The sequence below is a fragment of the Kineococcus xinjiangensis genome, assembly GCF_002934625.1.
In the GTDB taxonomy this organism is placed as follows: Bacteria; Actinomycetota; Actinomycetes; order Actinomycetales; family Kineococcaceae; genus Kineococcus_A; species Kineococcus_A xinjiangensis.
In genome coordinates, this window is record NZ_PTJD01000023.1 from 14,203 (window position 1) to 31,174 (window position 16,972).

Sequence of the window (16,972 nt, forward strand, 5' to 3'; positions counted from 1 at the left end):
CGCGTGCCGGCTGGCGCACCGGCGGCGGGGCGCGGAGGATCCCTGGATGACTGCTGAGGAGGCCCGGCTCACGGGCACCACCGCCCTCGTGACCGGCGCGACGAGCGGTCTCGGCCGGGCCGTCGCCCTCCGGCTGGCCGCAGCGGGGGCGGACGTGGCCCTGCTGGGGCGCAGCGAACGGGACCTGGCGCAGGCCGCCGCGGAGGTCGAGGGCCACGGCGTGCGGGCCCTGCCGCTGCCGGTGGACCTCGCCGACACCGGCACCCTCGGCGGCGTCGTGGACCGGGTGGCCGACGAGCTCGGCGGACTGGGCGTGCTCGTCAACGCCGCCGCGACGGACGCGCCCGGCACGGCCGAGGAGGTGCCGCTCGACGACTGGGAGCGGGTCCTCGCCGTGAACCTGACCGCCCCCTTCGCCCTCGCCCGGGCGGCGATGCCGCACATGCGCCGCGGCGGTGGCGGGCTGGTCGTCAACGTCTCCTCCGTCGCCGGGCGCCGCGGGTGGGCGAAAGCGTCGGCGTACTGCTCGACGAAGTTCGCACTCACCGGCCTCACACAGTCCCTCGCCGCGGAGGGGCGCGCCGACGGCATCAGGGCCTGCGTCCTCTACCCGGGCGCGATGAGCACGAGCTGGGGCACGTTCGACCCGGCGGAGCGCGCCTCGGCGGAGGACCGGGAGCACGACGAGCGCGAGTCGCTGGATCCCGCCGTCGTCGCCGACCTCATCGCCTGGATGGCCCTGAGCCCCGGCCGGCCCGTGCTCAACGAGGTGACGGTGACGCCGCTGCTGGAGGGCGGCTGGCCGTAGGCCGGGCGCCGCGGTCCCTCCGCCGGCCGGTACCCACCGCCCGCGGAAGCGTCCGGCGCGCTCACTCCCCGAAGGGCCAGGTCTCGTCCTCCGCGCCGTCGGCACGCTCCTCGTGCAGCGGGGTCAGCGCGCCGGTCCGGTCGAACCAGCAGAACGCGTCGTAGCGGCGGCCCAGCACCGTGGGCACGTAGTTGCGCATCCGGTCCTGCGCCGGGCGGTAGACGACCCCCACCGCCCGGTGCGCCCGCACCTCGGTCAGCCATTCCGGCTGCTCCTGCGCCGGCGGGAACACGAACAGGGCGGCGGGGCCCACGTCGCTGTCGTGCAGCAGCGCCTCGACGCTGCCCGGCCGAGCCGACGGCAGCGGCACGGCGCGGCCCGGGGCGTCCCACGCCCGCGCAGCCAGCACCTTCCCGCGGTGGCTGCCGAAGCCCACGAGCACCACGTCGTCCTCGCCGTGGCGCTCGCGGGCGAGCTGGCCGACGTTGACCATCCCGCCCTTCGCCATGTTCGTGAACCGGGCGTCGCCGATGTGGGTGTTGTGCTCCCACACCACCGCCCTCACCGGGGCCCGGGCCGTCTCCTCGTGGTGGCCGACCAGGCGGTCCAGGGTGTCGGCCATGTGGCGGTCCCGCAGGTTCCACGCGTCCGGGCCGCCGCGCACCATCGCCCGGTAGTACGCCTCCGCGCCCGCCGCGACGCGGGCGTTCTGCTCCGCGTCGAAGCGGGCGTCGCGCTCGCGGCCGGTGCCGACGGAGACCCGGCGGACACGGGAGAGCAGCTCCACCACCGGCTCCTCGCAGGTCGCCGGCACCAGCCACGTCGCCTCGGCGTACGTCTGCGGGTCCTCCGCGTAGGGCTCGAGGCAGTGGAACGCCTCCAGCGCGCTCTCCACCTCGTCGGGGGAGTGCTCCCGCAGGTACGCCAGCGCCTCGCGCAGCGAGTCCCACAGGCTGTAGACGTCGAGGCCGTAGAAGCCGACGCGCTCGTCCTCGGGCAGCGCGAGGTTGTGCCCCCGCAGCCACCGGGTGAACTCCACGACCTCCTCGTTGGCCCACATCCACGTCGGCCACCGCCCGAAGCCGCGCAGCACGTCGGCGGGATCCTCCGGGGCACCCGGAGACGCGGTGACCGAGCAGTTCACGCGGTGGCAGTCCGGCCAGTCGCCCTCGACGGCCACGAACGAGAACCCCTTCTCCTCGATCAGCCGCCGGGTCAGCGCCGCCCGCCAGGTGTAGTACTCGCTGGTGCCGTGGGAGGCCTCCCCGAGCAGCACGAAGCGGGAGTCGCCGATGCGCTCCAGCAGGGGGTCGAGGTCGCCCTCCCCCCGCAGGGGCAGCGCCGCCCGGCGCACCGGCTCGGCGACGTCGTGCGTCATGCAGGTCCCATACCCCCGCAGGGGCGCCGCCGAACGGGCCGGGGGCGGGCTTCCGAGTCCCCGGCGGAGCGGATCGTGCATGGATGGGCTCCGGCGGGGTATGAGAGGGGGAGAACAGCCGAGCCGTTGAGAGGAGCAGTCATGGGACTCTTGTCCGGGATCATCAAGGGTGCGGTCATCTCCAAGGTCGTCAGCAAGCTGACGGGCTCCAAGCGCCGCTGAGTCGCACTCAGGCCGGGACCCCGGTGCGGGGAGTTCCTCGCACCGGGGTCCTCTTGCGTCCGGTTCCGGAGCGGCGCCCGGCGGTTCGTGCCCCGCGCCGGTACCAGCCCGCGAACAGCGCGACGGCCAGCAGCAGCTCGGCGACGTCGCCGCCGTAGTACATCCACTGCGCCGCCCGCTCCACCTCCGCCGCACCCGCCCCGGCACCCGGCGGGAAGCGCCCCCCGGCGGCGTACAGCAGCTTCGCCAGCGTCGAGTGCGCCGCCACGGCGAGCACCAGCACGCCCGCCCGCACGGCGGTGCCCGGCCGTCGCGGGGCGGGATCCGGTCCGGCGACCGCCCAGGCGAACAGGCAACCCGCGAGCAGGAAGTGCGCGTGCACCAGCACGTGCAGCACCGGCTCGCGCAGGCTCAGCGCGTAGAGCGGCGTCAGGTGCAGCGCGTAGAGGCCACCCACGTCCAGCACGGCGGCGACCGCCGGGTGGGAGAGGACGTGCACCCCGCGGCGGCCCAGCACCGCCCCCAGCCGCCGCCCCGCCCGCGGGCGCAGCGCCCCCAGCAGCAGGGTCACCGGGGCGGCCAGCACGAGCGCCAGCGGCGCGAACATGCCCAGCAGCAGGTGCTGCACCACGTGCCCGGTGAGGTCGTCGTGCGCCAGGCGCGCCAGCGGCGGTGACACGGCCGACACCGCCAGCAGCACACCGGTGGCGAAGCTCGCCGTGCGCCACCGGCTCCACGCCCTCCCGAGCCGGTGGCGCCGCCGTCGCACCAGGAACCGGTGCAGGGCCAGGGCGGTGACCGAGACCGCGGCCAGCAGCAGCCACGTCACGGCGTCGCCGCCGGTGTGGAGGTGGGCGCTACCGCCCATCCCCACCCGCTCGCGCCCCCTCGTGCCGGGAGCGCAGCGCCAGGACCGCGCCGATCAGCAGGAGCACCGCCCCGGCGAGGTTCCAGGCCACGTCGTAGGGCAGCAGGTCGACGCCGTAGCGGATCTGGTGCACCCGCAGCAGCTTGTGGTCCACGATCCCGTCGAAGAGCTGGAACCCGCCGAGCCCCAGGAACAGCCCCGCCCGCGCCGACGCCGGGGCCAGGGCGCCGCGCAGGCGCAGGTCGGCGAGCAGGAAGGCGCCGGCCACCAGCCCTACGAGTTCCGCGGCGTGCAGCAGGCCGTCGGACAGCAGCGCCACCTGGGGGGTGGAGCGGTCGTAGAAGTGGTGCCAGGCGAGCAGCTGGTGGAACACGATCTCGTCGACCGCGGCCATCAGCGCCGCCCCGACCAGCGCCGCGGCGGCGAGGGAGGGACGGCGCGCCGGCGTCCTCGCGCTCCGGGCGGGTGCTGCGGGCACGGCGCCCCCGGGGTCCGCTGCGTTCGGGCCCATCGGGTCAGTGGCTGCCGGTGCCGCGGCGCGACTGCAGCTCGGGGGCCACCAGGCGCTCCGCCACGAGCCCCGTCACCAGCGAGTAGACCGCCTTGTGCGCGACGTCCACGACCTGCTCCCGCACGGGCCAGGTGCGCGGCGGCGCGCCGACACCGGTGGCGTTCTCCACGGTCTGGTCGAAGGACAGCCGGACGGCCGTGTGCGCCAGGTGTGCTCGGGGGCCCCGCAGGCCGACCGCCGCCCAGACGCCCCGCAGCGCGCCGAGGGCGGCTCCGGTGCCCCAGTGCATGGCGTGGTTCGCCACCCACGGGTGCTCCCGGTCGGAGGGGTGGCGGCCCAGCAGGGTGAGCAGCGCCCGGGCGGGCACGTAGGAGTTCGGCCGGTGCGTCAGGGCCTGCTCGGCCTTCTCCGCGGTCGTCATGACCGCCACCCCGGCCAGCCCCGCCACCACCCCGCGCCCGGCCGCCGCCAGCAGCCGTGCGCGCCGGTCGGTCGTCGCCGGCATGCGGAAGCCCCCGTCCACCCGCAGCCTCAGCCGAGAGTGGCGAGCAGCTCGTTGCAAGCGGTCTCGCAGCGGCGGCACGCCTCCGCGCACACGCGGCAGTGGTCGTGCATCTCCGCGTGGCCGCCGCACTCGTCGCCGCACGCCTTGCAGATGGTGGCGCAGGCCTGGACGATCGCGCGGGTCACGTTGGCGTCGTAGCCGGTGTGCCGCGAGAGCACCCGGGCGGTGGTGTCGCAGATGTCGGCGCAGTCGGCGTTGGTGCGGATGCACTTGGTCAGCTCCGCGACCATGTCCTCGCTGAGGCAGGCGTCGGCGCAGGCGGAGCAGGACTGGGCGCACTCGATGCACGCCTGGATGCAGGCGGCGAGCTTCTCGCGGTCCACACCGCCGAGGTCCTTCGGGTAGGTGGCGAGCATGTCCGTCACGACGGTCACGGTGTTTCCTCCCTCTGGTGCCCGACGGGACCGGCCCGTCACCGGCCACGGCTGCGCCGGGCTGCCCGTCGCATACCCGCCGCGGCCGGAAGCATTCGCGCCGGTCGTGGGAATCCCGCGGGGCGCGCGGCAGGATGGGCGCGTGGGGGCGGGGGACGAGGTCGACTTCGCGCACACGGACGTGGCGGTGCGCAACCGGGCGGCCAAGGCGCGGGCGCTCGCGGTGCACGCCTGGCACCGGGGCCTCGGCGGCGCGGACCTGCTGGCGCTCGGCGACGCCCGCCGCCGGGACTTCGCCCGGGCCGCCGGTGTGCACCCGCCCTCCACCCTGGAGACGTGGCGGGCCGCGGAGCTGCTGGACGCCAAGGAGGCGTGGGCGGCCCGGCACCCCGGGCACCCGGCCGCGGCGCGGGAGGTCCCCGAGGAGCGGAGCGAGTGGATCTGACGCGGGAGCGCGGCGAGTGGGTCTGACGGCGGGGTGCTCAGGCTCCGCCCGCGACCCGGTCGCGCCCCGCGCGCTTCGCCTCGTACAGCAGCCGGTCCGCCTCGCCCAGCAGGTCGCCCATCTCCCCGACGCCCGCGAACGTCGTCGTGAGCCCGACGCTCACCGTCACCGGCAGGTCGCCGACGAGGTCCTCCCAGGAGTGCTCCCGCACCGTCCGCACCAGGTCCTGGCAGACGTCACGCGCCTGTGCCGCGTCGTGGCGGGGCAGCACCAGCAGGAACTCCTCCCCGCCCAGGCGCGCCGCGAAGCCCTGCTCCGGCGTCACCGCCTGCAGGAGCTGCGCGAAGCGCTCCAGCACGGCGTCCCCGGCGGCGTGGGAGTGCAGGTCGTTGACCCGCTTGAAGTGGTCCAGGTCGGCGAGGGCGACGGACAGCGACGACGCCGTCTCCGCGGCCCGGGCCAGCAGGGCCGGCAGCCGCTCCTCCGCGTAGCGCCGGTTGTGCAGGCCGGTGAGGTGGTCGCGCAGGGACATCTCCCGGTACCGGCGGCTGCTGCGGCGGGCCTCCTCCGCGTCGAAGACGGCGGCGAGGATGCGCGCCCGGGCCTCGCGCGCCGCCGAGCGCTGCTCCTCCTCCAGGGTGTGGAAGCGCCGGTACGACTCGTAGGCGGTGCGGTAGTCGCCCGTGGCGGCGGCGAGCGCGGACTGCTCCTCCGCGATCCGCGGCAGGACCCCGTCGAGGTCGCACTCCTCGGCCAGCCGCAGCGCCGTCGCGAGGCTCTCCGCGGCCTCGTCGCAGCGGCCGAGCTCCCGACGGCACTCGGCGATCGTCAGGTGGATCTCGGGGAGGTCGTCGGGTTCGGTGAGCAGGTCGGGTTCGGCCAGGCCGGCGAGGAGGACGGCCTCCGCCTCAGCGTGGGCGCCGGTGCTCATCAGCGCCCGCGCCACCGTGTCGAGCGCCGAGATGACCAGCGGCTCCCCGAGGCGGGCGCTCTCCCGCTCCAGCTCCTCCGAGATCCGCAGCGACTCCTCCGCCTGCCCGGCGACGTGCTCCATGAAGGCGAGGTTGTTGAGCGCGTTGAGGAGCAGCCCGGCGTCGGCGAGCTCGCGGGCCAGGTCGATGACGCTGCGGAAGCGGTCGCGGGCGGCGTCGAAGGAGGAGGTGCGGGCGTGGGCGAGCGCCAGGCACATGAGGTGGTCGGCGACCACGCGGGCGGGGGCGTCGGCGGGAAGCCCTTCCACGGCGGTGACGGCGCACTCCAGGGCCGCGCTGGTGTCGCCGACCATGGTGTGGAAGGTGGCCAGCTGCCGCTCGGCGCGGGCGCGCAGGTAGGGGTGGTCGTGCTGGACGGCCCAGCCCAGCACGTCGCGGATGATGACGGCGGACGCCGCGACCTCCCCGCGCCGGCTCTTGACGTCCGCGTGCACGAGGCGGGCCCGCTGCACGAGGTCCTCCCGGCCGAGCTCGCTGGCGCGGGTTCCGATCGACAGCGCGAGGTCCGCCGCGCCCTGGACGTCGCGGCTCGTCATCACCTCGGCGGCGTCGAGGTCGCGGGTCAGCGGCTCGGTCTCGGTGTCTCGCGGGGTCTCGGTGTCTCGCGGGGGCGCGCCGGCCCGCGCGCTCTCGCCGTGCTGCGGGGTCGTGTCCTGGTCCGGGATCGAGGTCATCACCGCCTCCGACCCCATGGTGCCGTGTGCGCGCCGCTCACACCGGCGGGAGGGTCCCCTCGTGGCGCAGCAGCTCCTCCTTCACGCCCAGCCCGTAGCGGTAGCCGCCGAGCCCGCCGCCGGTGCGGAGGATGCGGTGGCACGGCACGAACGGTGCGAGGAGGTTGCGGGCGCAGGCGGAACCGGCGGCGCGGACGGCGGTGGGGCTGCCCGCCGCGGCGGCGAGCTGCGCGTAGGTGGCGGTGCGGCCCGCGGGCACGGCCCGCATGGCGGTCCACACGCGCTGCAGGAACGGCCCGCCGGGCTGCTCGACGGTCACGGCGTCGAGGGCGGTCAGGTCGCCCGCCGCGTAGGCCGCGACCGCCTTCGCGACGGGGTCGTCCGCGCCGCCGGGTGTGGTGCCGCGTTCGCGCAGGGCGGGCGCCAGGCGCTGGAGCTGCTCCTCCGGCGGGCCGTAGCCGGCGGCCCGGACGACGCCGTCCTCCGGGGTGACGAGCACGCCGAGGGCGGTGACGGGGCAGGGCAGCGAGTAGGAGAGCAGGGGCGGGGTCACGACGGCTCCTCGGTCGGTCGGGCGGGGGCGGACGGCGGGGGTGGTGGCTGCGGCAGGAGCAGGTGGGCGGCCGCGTAGGCGCGCCAGGGCCGCCACGCCGCGGCGCGGGCGCGCACCGCGGCGGCGGTGCGCACCCCCAGCCGCCGCTGCAGCGCCGGGTCGGAGGCGGGCAGGGCGTCCGGGTCGTGCAGCGCCGCGCAGGCCACGGCCTCCGCGGGGCGCTCCGCCGCGCCCGGCAGGCGGGCCAGGGCGGCGCGGACAGCGGCGCGGTCGCAGCCGGGGCCGAGGTCCAGGCCCGAGGCGACGGCCTCGGCGAGCGCGTGCACGGTGCGGGCCGCTGGGGCGGGGACCCCCTCCGCGGCCAGGGCGTCGGGGCCCGCCGCGGCCAGGTCGGCGGCCCCGGGGAAGGCGCGCAGCCCCTCACCCGCGTCGGCGCCCCAGCGCGCCACCAGCCGCGCCGCCGCGGGCCGCTCCGGGCCCAGCAGCGCCCGCACGGCGGCCTCGAAGGGGTCCGGCGCCCCGGGCAGCCGCAGCCCCGGGCGCGCCGCCACCAGCGCGGCCAGGTCCGGGTCCGCTGCGAGCGCGGAGTCGATCTGCACCGGGTCCGCGTCGAGGTCCAGCCAGCGCCGCACCCGGGCCACCACCGCCCCCAGGTCGTCGAGGGAGGCCAGCCGCAGCCGCACGCCGACGTGCCCGCCGCTGTCCCCGCCCCTGCCCGCACCCTCGTGCGGGCCGAGGTGCGCGGTCACCAGCGCGGGGCCGTGGCCGCCGGGCACGCAGCGGGTGTGCCGGCCGTCCTCGACGCGCTCGGCGCCGGGCACCGCCCGCGCGGCGAGGGTCTCGCGCAGCACCGCGAGCGCCAGCGGGGGGCGGTGCCGCAGCCGCAGCACCAGCACCGGTGCCGACGGTTCGGCCGGTGCGCGCCCGTCCTCGGGTGCGCGGGTGCGGCGCAGCTGGGAGGGCGTGAGGGCGAACTCCGCGCGCATCACGTCGTTGAACTGGCGCACGCTGGCGAACCCCGCGGCGAAGGCGACGTCGGTGACGGGCAGGGGCGTCTGCTCCAGCAGCATCCGAGCGGTCTGCGCGCGCCGGGTGCGGTTGAGCTGCTGCGGTCCGGCGCCCACGGCCGCCACGAGGACCCGGTGCAGGTGCCGCTCGGACACCGCCAGCCGTGCCGCGAGGCCCGCGATGCCGCCGTCGTCCACGGCGCCCTCCCCGATGAGGCGCACCGCGCGGTCCGCCAGCCCGGCGCTCGCGTCGTGGTCGCGGGTGCCGGGCAGCGCGTCGGGTCGGCACCGCTTGCAGGCCCGGAACCCCGCGGACACGGCCGCCGCGGCGGAGCGGAACCAGCGGCAGTTCTCGGGTCGGGGTGTGCGGGCGGGGCAGGAGGGGCGGCAGTAGATGCCGGTGGTGGCCACGGCCAGGTAGATGCGCCCGTCGAAGCGGGGGTCGCGGCCCGCGGCGGCGCGGTAGCAGGCCTCGGGGTCCAGTCCCGCCCCGGCGGGGACGTCCGGGGCGAGGTCGCTGCGCGGGTCGGGCACGGCAGGAGTCTGCCCCTCCGCCGGGCGCCGGACCGGCGGGGATCGGACATCGCGGTGGGGGCGGTGGTGGTGCGTGTGAGCCCGGTCCTCAGACCTTGCCGCGCAGCAGACGACGGAAGTAGATCTGCGGGAGGACGTGACGGTCGAACCACCACGCCGATCGGCGTGGTGCGAAGGGATCCGGCAGGGCCAGCGGGCGGGGTCCCTTCCGGTCGGCTTGCACCAGCATCAGCTGGTGCCGGGAGGTGGTCACCGGCATCACGGTGTATCCGTCGTAGGAGTGCATCCTCCTGCCCGAGGAGGCAGCGGCGATGTTGTGGGCCAAGACCTTGACCTGCTTGCGCAGCGCTCCACCGGAGGAGCGGGTGTCGATCGCGGCGGCATCACCGATCGCCCAGACGTCGTCGTGGCGCCTGGACCGCAGCGTGGCCGGGTCGATGTCGACGAGCCCGGCGGGCGATGCACCGCCCAACCCGCTGCGGGTGATCCAGTCGGGGGCGCTGTAGTGGGGCACGGCGTGCGCGTAGGCGACCTGCTCCAGTCGCCGGGTACCGGTGGGGGTGGCGAGGTCCACGGAGCGCAGCACCGGGTCCACGCCCTCCAGCCGGGACTGGCGCACCACCGTGACGCCGTAGGAGGCGAAGACGGCCTCCAGGTGCTCGTCGGCACCTGCCACGGCCAGTGGCTGGGTTTCGGGGAGCACCACGGTGACGTCGAGGTCGCTCAGCACCCCGCTGCGGCGCCAGTGGTCGCACGCCATCAGTGCCGGCTTCAGCGCTGTGGGACCGCACGGCGCCGGCTCGGGAGGGACGGTGAAGACCACCGGGCCCTTCCGGATCCTCGTGAGGGCCGGCCACACCAGGGGTGCCGAGCTCGGGACGTACGTCGAGCCCGCCCAGCCGGCGCTGTAGGCGTCCTGCAACCCCGGGGTCGCGGCCCAGTCCTCGCGCATGCCGGGGCAGAGCACCAGCGTGGTGTAGCTGATGCTCGCTCCCCGCCGGGTGCGTACCGTGCGGGCCTCGGCGTCGACCGTCTCGACGGCGTCCTGCACCCAGCGGCATCCCGCAGGGATCACCGAGCTCATGGGCCGTTCCACCTCGGCGGGTGTGGCTTGGCCGGCGCCCACGTAGTTCAGCAGCGGGCGGTAGCGGTGCACCGGGGACGGCTCGATGATCGCCACGTCGGGGGCGCCGTCTCGCAGGAGCTTGGCGGCCAGGGAGATGCCTGCGTTGCCGGCGCCGACGACGAGGACCTCGGCCCGGGTGACCGACGTGCCGGAGCGGGGAGCGCGGAGGGAGGTGGGCACGGGGCAACCCTCACCGCCGAACCCGGCGCACGCCAGTCGGTGGACGAGCGCGAGCGCATCGCCTGGTTCAGCGACGACGAGCTCCAGGCCGTCGTGGCGGACGGTGTCGACCCCCTCGGGTGCGCGGCGGCGAGGGGTTCTCGGCGTGCTGGTCCTGCCCGGGTGCAGGGGCCGGTGGCGCCTCAGGGCAGGGGCATCTGCGCCAGTTGCGGGGCGGTGACCAGTTCTTCGAGCGCAGCGGTGGTCAGCGGTGAACCTGCGGGCAACGCGACGCTGTCCGCGGAGACGGCGCCGGGTTCACCGATGCTGACGGTGGCGAGGACGGTTCGCCCGTCGGGCAGGTTCGCCCGGGCGAAGGGCGGGGTGCTGGTGACGACGTCGCCGTGCTCGTCCGTGATGCTGAGCTGGGTGAGGCCGCTGTGCAGTTCGGTGCCGTCGGGCAGTGTCCGCTGCGTGCACGGCATCGAGGGTGTCGATTCCGCCGGCACGCAGAACCGTGTTGCCGCGGTGCCCGCCGCAGGACCTTCGACCCTGACGGTCAGCTCCGTGACGGGCGCCTCGGTGTTGGTGGAGGTGAAGACCCACCCCGTGTACGGGCCGTCGGCGCTGCGGGAGTAGTCGCCCTCGGCGGCCGGCCAGCCGGGCAGGGCGGTTTCGAGGGCCTCGTTGAAGGGTTCGGTGAGCAGCGCGGCCTGCTGCCGGGCCTCGACCACGCTTCGCACTCCGAGCTCGGACGGCGCGGTGAGGCGGACGTCGTCGGTGCTCGCCATGTCCCCCAGATCAGGCGGGGAGAGGACCAGCAGCGCCGCGACCACCGTCAGCGACGTCCCGCCGGCCGCGACGGTGAGGCGGCGTCGCCGGAGCCGCCGACGGCCGCCGTCGACGGCCCGGCCCACCAGGGCGCCGATGTCCGGCAGGGGGTCCGTGGCGGTCAGCAGGTCGCGGCTCATGCGCTCGTCGTCGGCGCTGCGGTCCTCACGCATCACTTCTCCGCTCCTCTCACTCCGGCAGGTCCACTGCGGCCGGTGATGTCGCTCAGGTCGAGGGAGGCGCCCAGGGGGTGCCGCAACCGCGCCAACGCCTTGGACGTCTGGCTCTTGACGGTGCCGGGGCTGATGTCGAGCAGGTCGGCGACCTCCTGCTCGCTGCGGTCGTCGAGGTAGCGCAGGGCCAGCACGGCGCGTTGACGAGGGGGCAACCGGGCGAGGTCACCGAGGAGGTCGATGCGTTCCTCCGTCCCGGCGTGGGGGTAGACCGGTGGGTGGGACGCGCCGGCGTCCTCACGCGCCTCCCAGGAGGTCTCCTGCCGCCGTCCCTGCCGGCGCCAGCGTGAGGTCACGGCGTTGGTCAGTGCTCGGCGGGCGTAGGCGTCCGGCTCCTCGATGCGGTGCCAGCGGACGTACATCTTCTCCAGCACGTCCTGCACCAGGTCCTCCGCGGCGTCGGCGTCCACGGTGAGCACCCGCGCGATGCGGCACAGCCGCGGCGAGGCGGCGTGAGCCCACTCGCTGAAGTCCTCACGACTCATGATCTGGTGCTCTCCACACTGCCCTGGCGCCCCAGGTGCGCCGGAGGTTGCCCGCCTGCCCAGCCGTCTCCTCCCGCACGCCGAACACGATCATGCGTCGAGGGCGCCGGTGACCGTCTCCCACTGGCGGGAGACGGTGAGGCGGATGGGCCAGTCGAACTCCCCGAGTCGGAGGGCGGCGAGGACCGGCCCCTCGCCCATAGCGAGACTGGCGGCGATGAGTCGCAGGCGCTTCATGGTCTGGCGCAGCACCAGGGCACGCTCACCCGACATCAGCCCGATGATCTGGGGCCCGCGGGGAGGGTCCTCGCGGTGGCTCCGAAGCCACGACACCTCCTCCAGCCGACCGTCCTGCACGTGCAGCAGGCGCGGGCGGTGGAAGTCCACCACCGCGAGGCGATCGCCCTCCGGGGACCACGACAGCGACCCCATCAACCACGCCGTCTCCACGGCCCGGACCGTCTCCAGCGTCCGGGCGTCCAGGACGAGCACGGACTCGTACGCCTGACCGGGCACCCCCGTCGTCACCGCCAGGTGGCCCCCGTCGGGTGACCACTGCAGCAGGTAGTCCATCTCGTCGCGCCGCATGGTGGATCCGGAGAAGGTGCGCTCGACGCTGACCTGCTGCTGCGCCCCGCTCACGACGGTGATCCTCAGGTGCTCCCTGCCCCGCCCGTAGTCGGTGAAGGCGACGGCGAGGTGCTCGTCGTCGGGGGACATCGCGTAGTTCAGGTGCTGCGTGGGCCCTCGCTGGAGGAAGGCAGTGGGCGTCGTGCGTGCGGTGGCGATGTCGACGACGACCAGCCGTTGCGCCGGCTCGGCTGCTTCTGCGGCGTTGCCCGTGTCCTCGCCGGCCGGTGCGGGGACCAGACCCAGCAGCGTGCGTCCCGAGGGGCTGATGACGAGCATCCGCGGCGGCTCACCAGCCGCGGCCAGCACGGACTCCCAGCGGTGCGGGACGACACCATCTTCACCGTGGCGGAGGAGCTGGAACGTCGGCGTGGCCGAGACGGGGGTGGTGTCGACGTACAGCCGCACGATGCCCAGCGCACCGGCAGGCTCCGAGGTCATGGTCTTCTCCACACTCCTGACCGTGGCCCACCACCTGAGCAGACGCACGCTCACGCCGCCGTGCGAACGTGACTATGACGGGCTGGCGACGTCCGACCATGTCGGTGACCGAGCAGCCGGCGCTGGACTAGACCGGAGGCGCGATGTCACAGGTTGAGAGTCGGCTCCACCGAGGTGATGAGCTTGCGCTTCTTCCGTGCGTACTCGATCTCGCGTCGTGTCGATGGTCCGAAGTAGCCGCCTTCGCTCACCACGCGGACCTCGTCCGCCAGGTCGATCCGCCTCAGGTGCAACTCACCCAGTGCGTCGCGCCTGGCAGGCGTCAGCTCTTCACTGATCGCCTCGGGACCGAGCACGATCACGCCTAGAGATGTCAGCCGTTGTCGCTCCAACTCAAACAGGCTCTGGAAGCGCAGCGAGCCACAGAGGCACACCACCCTCGGTCGTTCGCGGGCGTTCACTCACGAGCCTCCTCGCTACGACGAAGTTGGACGATGGGCGACGGGGCGGTCGGACTGACCCCGGACGACAGTCTGCTGGGCAGAGGGCTGAGACCAGGCCAAGGGCACGGGTGAGAGCGACCACGACAGATGCTCCCGTGGTCATGCCGCGCTGCGTGATGCACGGTCATGCCGCCCTCAGTGCGCGATCACAGCCCGCTCGGACGCGTGCCTTCGTCGATGAGCGAGCGGGTGTCCTGCCGTTCGCCGTGCTCGGCGGCGACCATCGCTCGGGCATGGTGGTCGGTGTGCGCGGCGGTTCCGCGCCGGCCCGACGTGCGGTGACGAGGGAGACGTGACGCGGTGATCGAGGGTCCTGTGACCGCGGAGGAGGCGGAGGAGTGGGCAGCCTCGCTCCTCGGTGAGCACTTGCCGTGCCGTGCCGGGTGCGGATCGCGGTCGCGGCCGGTGATGCGGCGCTGGCTGCCTCCGTCCTCGACGCAGACGAGGAGGTGCTGCGACGCACCGAACCCGTCGTGGACGGGGAGGTGGCGCCCTTCCAGCTGGAGGTCGACCGCAATCACCGCCCGATCGCCGTCGTCCGCCCCGCCATGGGGTTGTCCTATGCCGGGGTGGAGGTGGCGTTCAGCCGGCCGCTCGACATCGCCGAGACGGTCAGCGACGCCTGGCTGCAGGAGCGGATCGGCGGTCCCGGCCCGGACCGATACGTCCACGGCCCCTTCGACCCGGCCTTGTTCGCGATCGGTGGGGCGCGGTTCGTGCAGCAGCTGCTGGACATCGTCACCGATCCCAGCGCATCCCTCGGCTACCGCGCACGCGCCGCCGATGCGTGCCTCTTCGCCCTGCGCAACACCCCCGACGCGCCGCTGTGCCGGCAGGTGCTGGAAGTGGCGGTGCAGGAACTGCACCCGGCGCTGCAGAAGCCGCCGACCCGGACCCGCGCGCCCTGGCACGTCACCTCTCTGGTGGAGGCGGTGGAGGACGCGGTGACCCAGGTCGCGCACTGGGGGTTCGGCAGGTTGTGGCCCGTTCCGCAACTGCCGGAGGAGCTGCTCACTGAGCTGCTGGCCAGCTCGTGCCGCGACCTGCACTGGCCGGTCCTGAAGATCCTCGCGGTGGTCCCCGAGACCCGCAGCGAGCACCTGGCGTCCGTCGTGGCCGACGTGGCCGTGGAGCACGACGCCAAGAAGGGCCCCGACGCGGCAGTCGTGGCCGCCTCCGCAGCCGACGCTCTCGGTGGCTGCCCCGACACCCCAGCGGTGCAGCAGGCGCTGGAGGTGCTGAGCCGGTCCGAGCGGTTGGAGGTCCGCCTGGGCGCGATGGGCCACCTCGTCCGACGGGGCGGTCACCTCGTGGCCAAGGGCCTCTGGGAGCAGCTCCTGCAGGACAGGTCGCTCGCCCAGCGCCTGTACGCCAGCGAGCTCATCGCCGGCCACGGCCGGGCAGAGGACCTCCCCGCCGCGATCACCGCCCTGCGGCAGGCGCTGAAGTCCAAGCACACCCCCCGTGAGACGTGGAGTTCAGCTGGGCTCGTCACGGACCCACCATGGGGATCGGAGCTGCTCACCTTCCTGTGGCGCCACCGCGAACAGCCCCCCGCCGCAGCCGAGATCCAGCGGCTACGGCAGCGGTGGCCCGCCATCCGTCCCGACCTCGCCACCTGGGCCGTTGAGCACCTCCCGGACCTCCCGCTCCGCACGGCGTGATCGCAGCCGCACCCGTCTCACCACGGCGCCGCGGATAGGTGGCCGGACCACACGCGCAGGGCGCGCTGCGGGCGGGATCATGACCGCCCATGGGCGCACGCCCCTGGCGAAGAGCGAGTGGTCGCCGGGGCATGTGATCTTCTGGCGATCAAGGCTGGTTGGCGTTCGGCCACCCTGGCGGCAGGGGGTGAGCGGGTTGTCCGGAAGCTCTCGCTTCGGGTTCAAGAAGGCCAGGAGGTAGACCCCGATCATCCGGCGAACCCCTTCGGAGCCGAGCCCCGACAGGGCGTGTCCCTCCTACCCGGACTCGCTGCCGGACGACGGCGGGGCGAACATCTCGATGTCACCGAGGGCGTCGTCGACCCGGCATGCGACGTCAGGATCGAGGTCGTTGCGGAGCCCTGCCAGCAGGGGTAGCACCCGATGGTGGCCGATGGCTCCGTGGATGCGGGCCGTGTGTCCGAGGCACGTCACCGCCAGAGCGCGCACGTCGACGGCTCCAGGCTGCTCCAGCACCCGCACGAGCAGGTCCTCAACGAAGGCCCGGTCCGGATCGTTGAGCGCCAACTCGAGCAGAGCATCGGTCGCCGCGATGACGTCCTGGCCCTGGATGTCGGCGACCTTGTCCCGGCGGTACTGCTCATGATCGTCGCAACAGTCGAGCGGCACTTCCACGCCTCCATCGTGGCAGGAGCATGCAATGGAGCACGTCTCGCCTGACAGATGGGGCCCGATCACAGGCTCACGACGCAAGTGGAGCGCAATCATGACCGGCCGAGGGCGTCCAACTCCGTCCGTGGTCGGATGACGGGCGGGATCCCGCGCTGCAGGGTGTTCCTCATGAGCAGCATCGACCCGGCCACCTACGTCCCCGGCTTGTTCGGGGAAGCGCCGGAGGACGAACTGCCGGCCCCGGCCCTGCCGGCCTACCTCGGCCCGCCCCGCGGCGTCCGGCCCGGCTCCGTCCCCGTCGCCTTGACGCTGGGGGAGTCGGAGCAGGCTGTGGTGCTGCTCACCACCGTCAAGGCTTTCCCAACAGGCCTGTCGATGATCGTGACGGCCCTGGTGAAGGGCCCGGCACCGGGCAGCGACATCGGCGACCCCTTCTCCGAAGGAGGGCTGCGGTGGAGCATCGGCCTACCCGACGGGCAGCGGGTCACCGGCACCGATCCGCTTCCGGAGAGGAAGCACCCCAACGCCCAGCGGCTGCGGCCATTCCAGCCTGAAGACGCGAACTGGAGGCCCGAACACGCCGTGCTGCGGCGAGGTGGAGCAGCCGGCAGTTCTGAGGTTTTCGACCAGGAGTACTGGCTGTGGCCGCTGCCCACGACGGGGCGCCTTCGCATCACCTGCCAGTGGCCGGAGCGGGGCATCGGCGCCACCGTCCACGACCTTGACGTGCAGCCGTTCCGCGAGGCCGCCGCTCGCGCACGTCCCGTGCACAAGACGGTCGAGCTCGGTACCGCGCCGGGGTGGCAGGCGTTCGACCCTGACGACCCGCAGCTGCGGCAGCTTCACGAGTCCAGCCAGCGTCCGGAGCTGGGCGTCGTGCGGGTCACCGTCTACGACCTGGCCAGGGGCGGCAGCGCCGTCAGCGCCGGCGGACCCGGTGCCGGCACCGTGGAGCTGATCGACGCCGCCATCGCGGAACTGCAGGAGGCACGTCGGATCTTCGCGACCGAGGCGCCCGGCAACAACACCGGTGCTCCTGCGAGGAGCTGAGCCGGCAGGGCCAGCCACGACCCCCGAGTCGGCTCGAACGTCCGCTTCTGATGCGCCCAGTGCTCGATCATGACCGCCGATGGACGCGCGGCCTGGCCGAGGAGCGGCTGGGTGGCGCAGTGAGCCTCCGTCGACAGCGCCCTGAGCGGCGACCGGAGGCTGAGCATCGCAAGCGTTCCGGACTCGCGGGTGGGTGTCTCGTCCTGACCTGCGTCGTCGCGGTCGACATGGGTGGGTGTCGCCGGCA

At 74.4% G+C, this 16,972-nt stretch carries 18 protein-coding genes; 4 read left to right on the forward strand and 14 right to left on the reverse strand.

Annotated features, from left to right (window positions below; genetic code table 11):
- The first annotated feature begins 46 nt into the window (after window positions 1-46).
- A complete protein-coding gene (locus CLV92_RS20160; RefSeq protein WP_104435828.1) occupies window positions 47-808 on the forward strand; it encodes an SDR family oxidoreductase in 762 nt (253 codons plus the stop codon).
- 61 nt (window positions 809-869) lie between these two features.
- Here CLV92_RS20160 and CLV92_RS20165 read toward each other — a convergent pair whose 3' ends face one another.
- The 5 genes from CLV92_RS20165 to CLV92_RS20185 all read right to left on the reverse strand — a co-directional run bounded on the left by CLV92_RS20165 (window position 870) and on the right by CLV92_RS20185 (window position 4,726).
- On the reverse strand, window positions 870-2,186 hold the full coding sequence (locus CLV92_RS20165) for an erythromycin esterase family protein (RefSeq protein ID WP_104435805.1): 1,317 nt from the start codon (window positions 2,184-2,186) through the stop codon (window positions 870-872).
- A gap of 229 nt (window positions 2,187-2,415) precedes the next feature.
- Complete coding sequence (locus CLV92_RS20170) at window positions 2,416-3,276, reverse strand: cytochrome c oxidase assembly protein (RefSeq protein WP_104435829.1); 861 nt, start codon at window positions 3,274-3,276, stop codon at window positions 2,416-2,418.
- Complete coding sequence (locus CLV92_RS20175) at window positions 3,266-3,787, reverse strand: DUF2243 domain-containing protein (protein WP_104435807.1); 522 nt, start codon at window positions 3,785-3,787, stop codon at window positions 3,266-3,268. Before CLV92_RS20175 ends, CLV92_RS20170 begins: the two co-directional genes overlap by 11 nt.
- 4 nt (window positions 3,788-3,791) lie before the next feature.
- Complete coding sequence (locus tag CLV92_RS20180; protein WP_104435831.1) at window positions 3,792-4,292, reverse strand: hypothetical protein; 501 nt, start codon at window positions 4,290-4,292, stop codon at window positions 3,792-3,794.
- Between the two features lie 26 nt (window positions 4,293-4,318).
- Window positions 4,319-4,726 (reverse strand): four-helix bundle copper-binding protein, encoded by a 408-nt coding sequence (locus CLV92_RS20185; RefSeq protein WP_170112794.1) that lies wholly within the window; start codon window positions 4,724-4,726, stop codon window positions 4,319-4,321.
- A gap of 142 nt (window positions 4,727-4,868) precedes the next feature.
- Between CLV92_RS20185 and CLV92_RS20190 the strand changes: the two genes are divergently transcribed.
- Complete coding sequence (locus CLV92_RS20190; protein WP_104435809.1) at window positions 4,869-5,171, forward strand: hypothetical protein; 303 nt, start codon at window positions 4,869-4,871, stop codon at window positions 5,169-5,171.
- A gap of 37 nt (window positions 5,172-5,208) precedes the next feature.
- Here CLV92_RS20190 and CLV92_RS20195 read toward each other — a convergent pair whose 3' ends face one another.
- The 8 genes from CLV92_RS20195 to CLV92_RS20230 form a co-directional block, all read right to left on the reverse strand.
- Window positions 5,209-6,837 carry a GGDEF domain-containing protein gene (locus tag CLV92_RS20195; protein WP_146099703.1) on the reverse strand — a complete coding sequence of 543 codons (1,629 nt, stop codon included), beginning with the start codon at window positions 6,835-6,837 and terminating at the stop codon, window positions 5,209-5,211.
- Between the two features lie 37 nt (window positions 6,838-6,874).
- The gene (locus CLV92_RS22670; protein ID WP_245887004.1) at window positions 6,875-7,390 is read right to left on the reverse strand and encodes a methylated-DNA--[protein]-cysteine S-methyltransferase; all 516 of its coding nucleotides are present in this window, start codon (window positions 7,388-7,390) and stop codon (window positions 6,875-6,877) included.
- Window positions 7,387-8,931, reverse strand: coding sequence for a bifunctional transcriptional activator/DNA repair enzyme AdaA (locus CLV92_RS20205; RefSeq protein WP_245887005.1), 1,545 nt, complete (start codon window positions 8,929-8,931; stop codon window positions 7,387-7,389). Before CLV92_RS20205 ends, CLV92_RS22670 begins: the two co-directional genes overlap by 4 nt.
- Window positions 8,932-9,019: 88 nt before the next feature.
- Complete coding sequence (locus tag CLV92_RS20210; protein WP_104435813.1) at window positions 9,020-10,237, reverse strand: NAD(P)/FAD-dependent oxidoreductase; 1,218 nt, start codon at window positions 10,235-10,237, stop codon at window positions 9,020-9,022.
- Between the two features lie 182 nt (window positions 10,238-10,419).
- On the reverse strand, window positions 10,420-11,220 hold the full coding sequence (locus CLV92_RS20215) for a hypothetical protein (RefSeq protein ID WP_146099704.1): 801 nt from the start codon (window positions 11,218-11,220) through the stop codon (window positions 10,420-10,422).
- The gene (locus CLV92_RS20220) at window positions 11,220-11,765 is read right to left on the reverse strand and encodes a SigE family RNA polymerase sigma factor (RefSeq protein WP_104435816.1); all 546 of its coding nucleotides are present in this window, start codon (window positions 11,763-11,765) and stop codon (window positions 11,220-11,222) included. Before CLV92_RS20220 ends, CLV92_RS20215 begins: the two co-directional genes overlap by 1 nt.
- A gap of 90 nt (window positions 11,766-11,855) precedes the next feature.
- Window positions 11,856-12,836: a YncE family protein gene (locus CLV92_RS20225; RefSeq protein WP_146099705.1), complete on the reverse strand. Its 981-nt coding sequence runs from the start codon at window positions 12,834-12,836 to the stop codon at window positions 11,856-11,858.
- A gap of 146 nt (window positions 12,837-12,982) precedes the next feature.
- On the reverse strand, window positions 12,983-13,297 hold the full coding sequence (locus CLV92_RS20230) for a hypothetical protein (protein ID WP_104435820.1): 315 nt from the start codon (window positions 13,295-13,297) through the stop codon (window positions 12,983-12,985).
- Window positions 13,298-13,722: 425 nt separating this feature from the next.
- On the opposite strand from CLV92_RS20230, the gene CLV92_RS20235 reads away from it, so the two are divergent.
- Window positions 13,723-15,003 (forward strand): hypothetical protein, encoded by a 1,281-nt coding sequence (locus tag CLV92_RS20235; protein WP_245887007.1) that lies wholly within the window; start codon window positions 13,723-13,725, stop codon window positions 15,001-15,003.
- A gap of 297 nt (window positions 15,004-15,300) precedes the next feature.
- Here the strand turns inward: CLV92_RS20235 and CLV92_RS20240 are convergent, their stop codons facing one another.
- Window positions 15,301-15,678 (reverse strand): hypothetical protein, encoded by a 378-nt coding sequence (locus CLV92_RS20240; protein WP_104435822.1) that lies wholly within the window; start codon window positions 15,676-15,678, stop codon window positions 15,301-15,303.
- A 165-nt stretch (window positions 15,679-15,843) separates the two neighbouring features.
- Between CLV92_RS20240 and CLV92_RS20245 the strand changes: the two genes are divergently transcribed.
- Window positions 15,844-16,725, forward strand: a complete 882-nt coding sequence (locus tag CLV92_RS20245; protein ID WP_146099706.1) for a hypothetical protein — start codon at window positions 15,844-15,846, stop codon at window positions 16,723-16,725.
- Window positions 16,726-16,972 lie beyond the last annotated feature (247 nt).

Excerpts from the sequence above, each read along its gene's own strand:
- CLV92_RS20170 (WP_104435829.1), bottom strand. The coding sequence starts at position 3,276 with ATGGGCGGTAGCGCCCACCTCCACACCGGCGGCGACGCCGTGACGTGG.
- CLV92_RS20195 (WP_146099703.1), bottom strand. The coding sequence starts at position 6,837 with ATGACCTCGATCCCGGACCAGGACACGACCCCGCAGCACGGCGAGAGC.
- CLV92_RS20220 (WP_104435816.1), bottom strand. The coding sequence starts at position 11,765 with ATGAGTCGTGAGGACTTCAGCGAGTGGGCTCACGCCGCCTCGCCGCGG.
- CLV92_RS20160 (WP_104435828.1), top strand. The coding sequence starts at position 47 with ATGACTGCTGAGGAGGCCCGGCTCACGGGCACCACCGCCCTCGTGACC.
- CLV92_RS20175 (WP_104435807.1), bottom strand. The coding sequence starts at position 3,787 with ATGGGCCCGAACGCAGCGGACCCCGGGGGCGCCGTGCCCGCAGCACCC.
- CLV92_RS20225 (WP_146099705.1), bottom strand. The coding sequence starts at position 12,836 with ATGACCTCGGAGCCTGCCGGTGCGCTGGGCATCGTGCGGCTGTACGTC.
- CLV92_RS20165 (WP_104435805.1), bottom strand. The coding sequence starts at position 2,186 with ATGACGCACGACGTCGCCGAGCCGGTGCGCCGGGCGGCGCTGCCCCTG.
- CLV92_RS20245 (WP_146099706.1), top strand. The coding sequence starts at position 15,844 with ATGAGCAGCATCGACCCGGCCACCTACGTCCCCGGCTTGTTCGGGGAA.
- CLV92_RS20180 (WP_104435831.1), bottom strand. The coding sequence starts at position 4,292 with ATGCCGGCGACGACCGACCGGCGCGCACGGCTGCTGGCGGCGGCCGGG.
- CLV92_RS20215 (WP_146099704.1), bottom strand. The coding sequence starts at position 11,220 with ATGCGTGAGGACCGCAGCGCCGACGACGAGCGCATGAGCCGCGACCTG.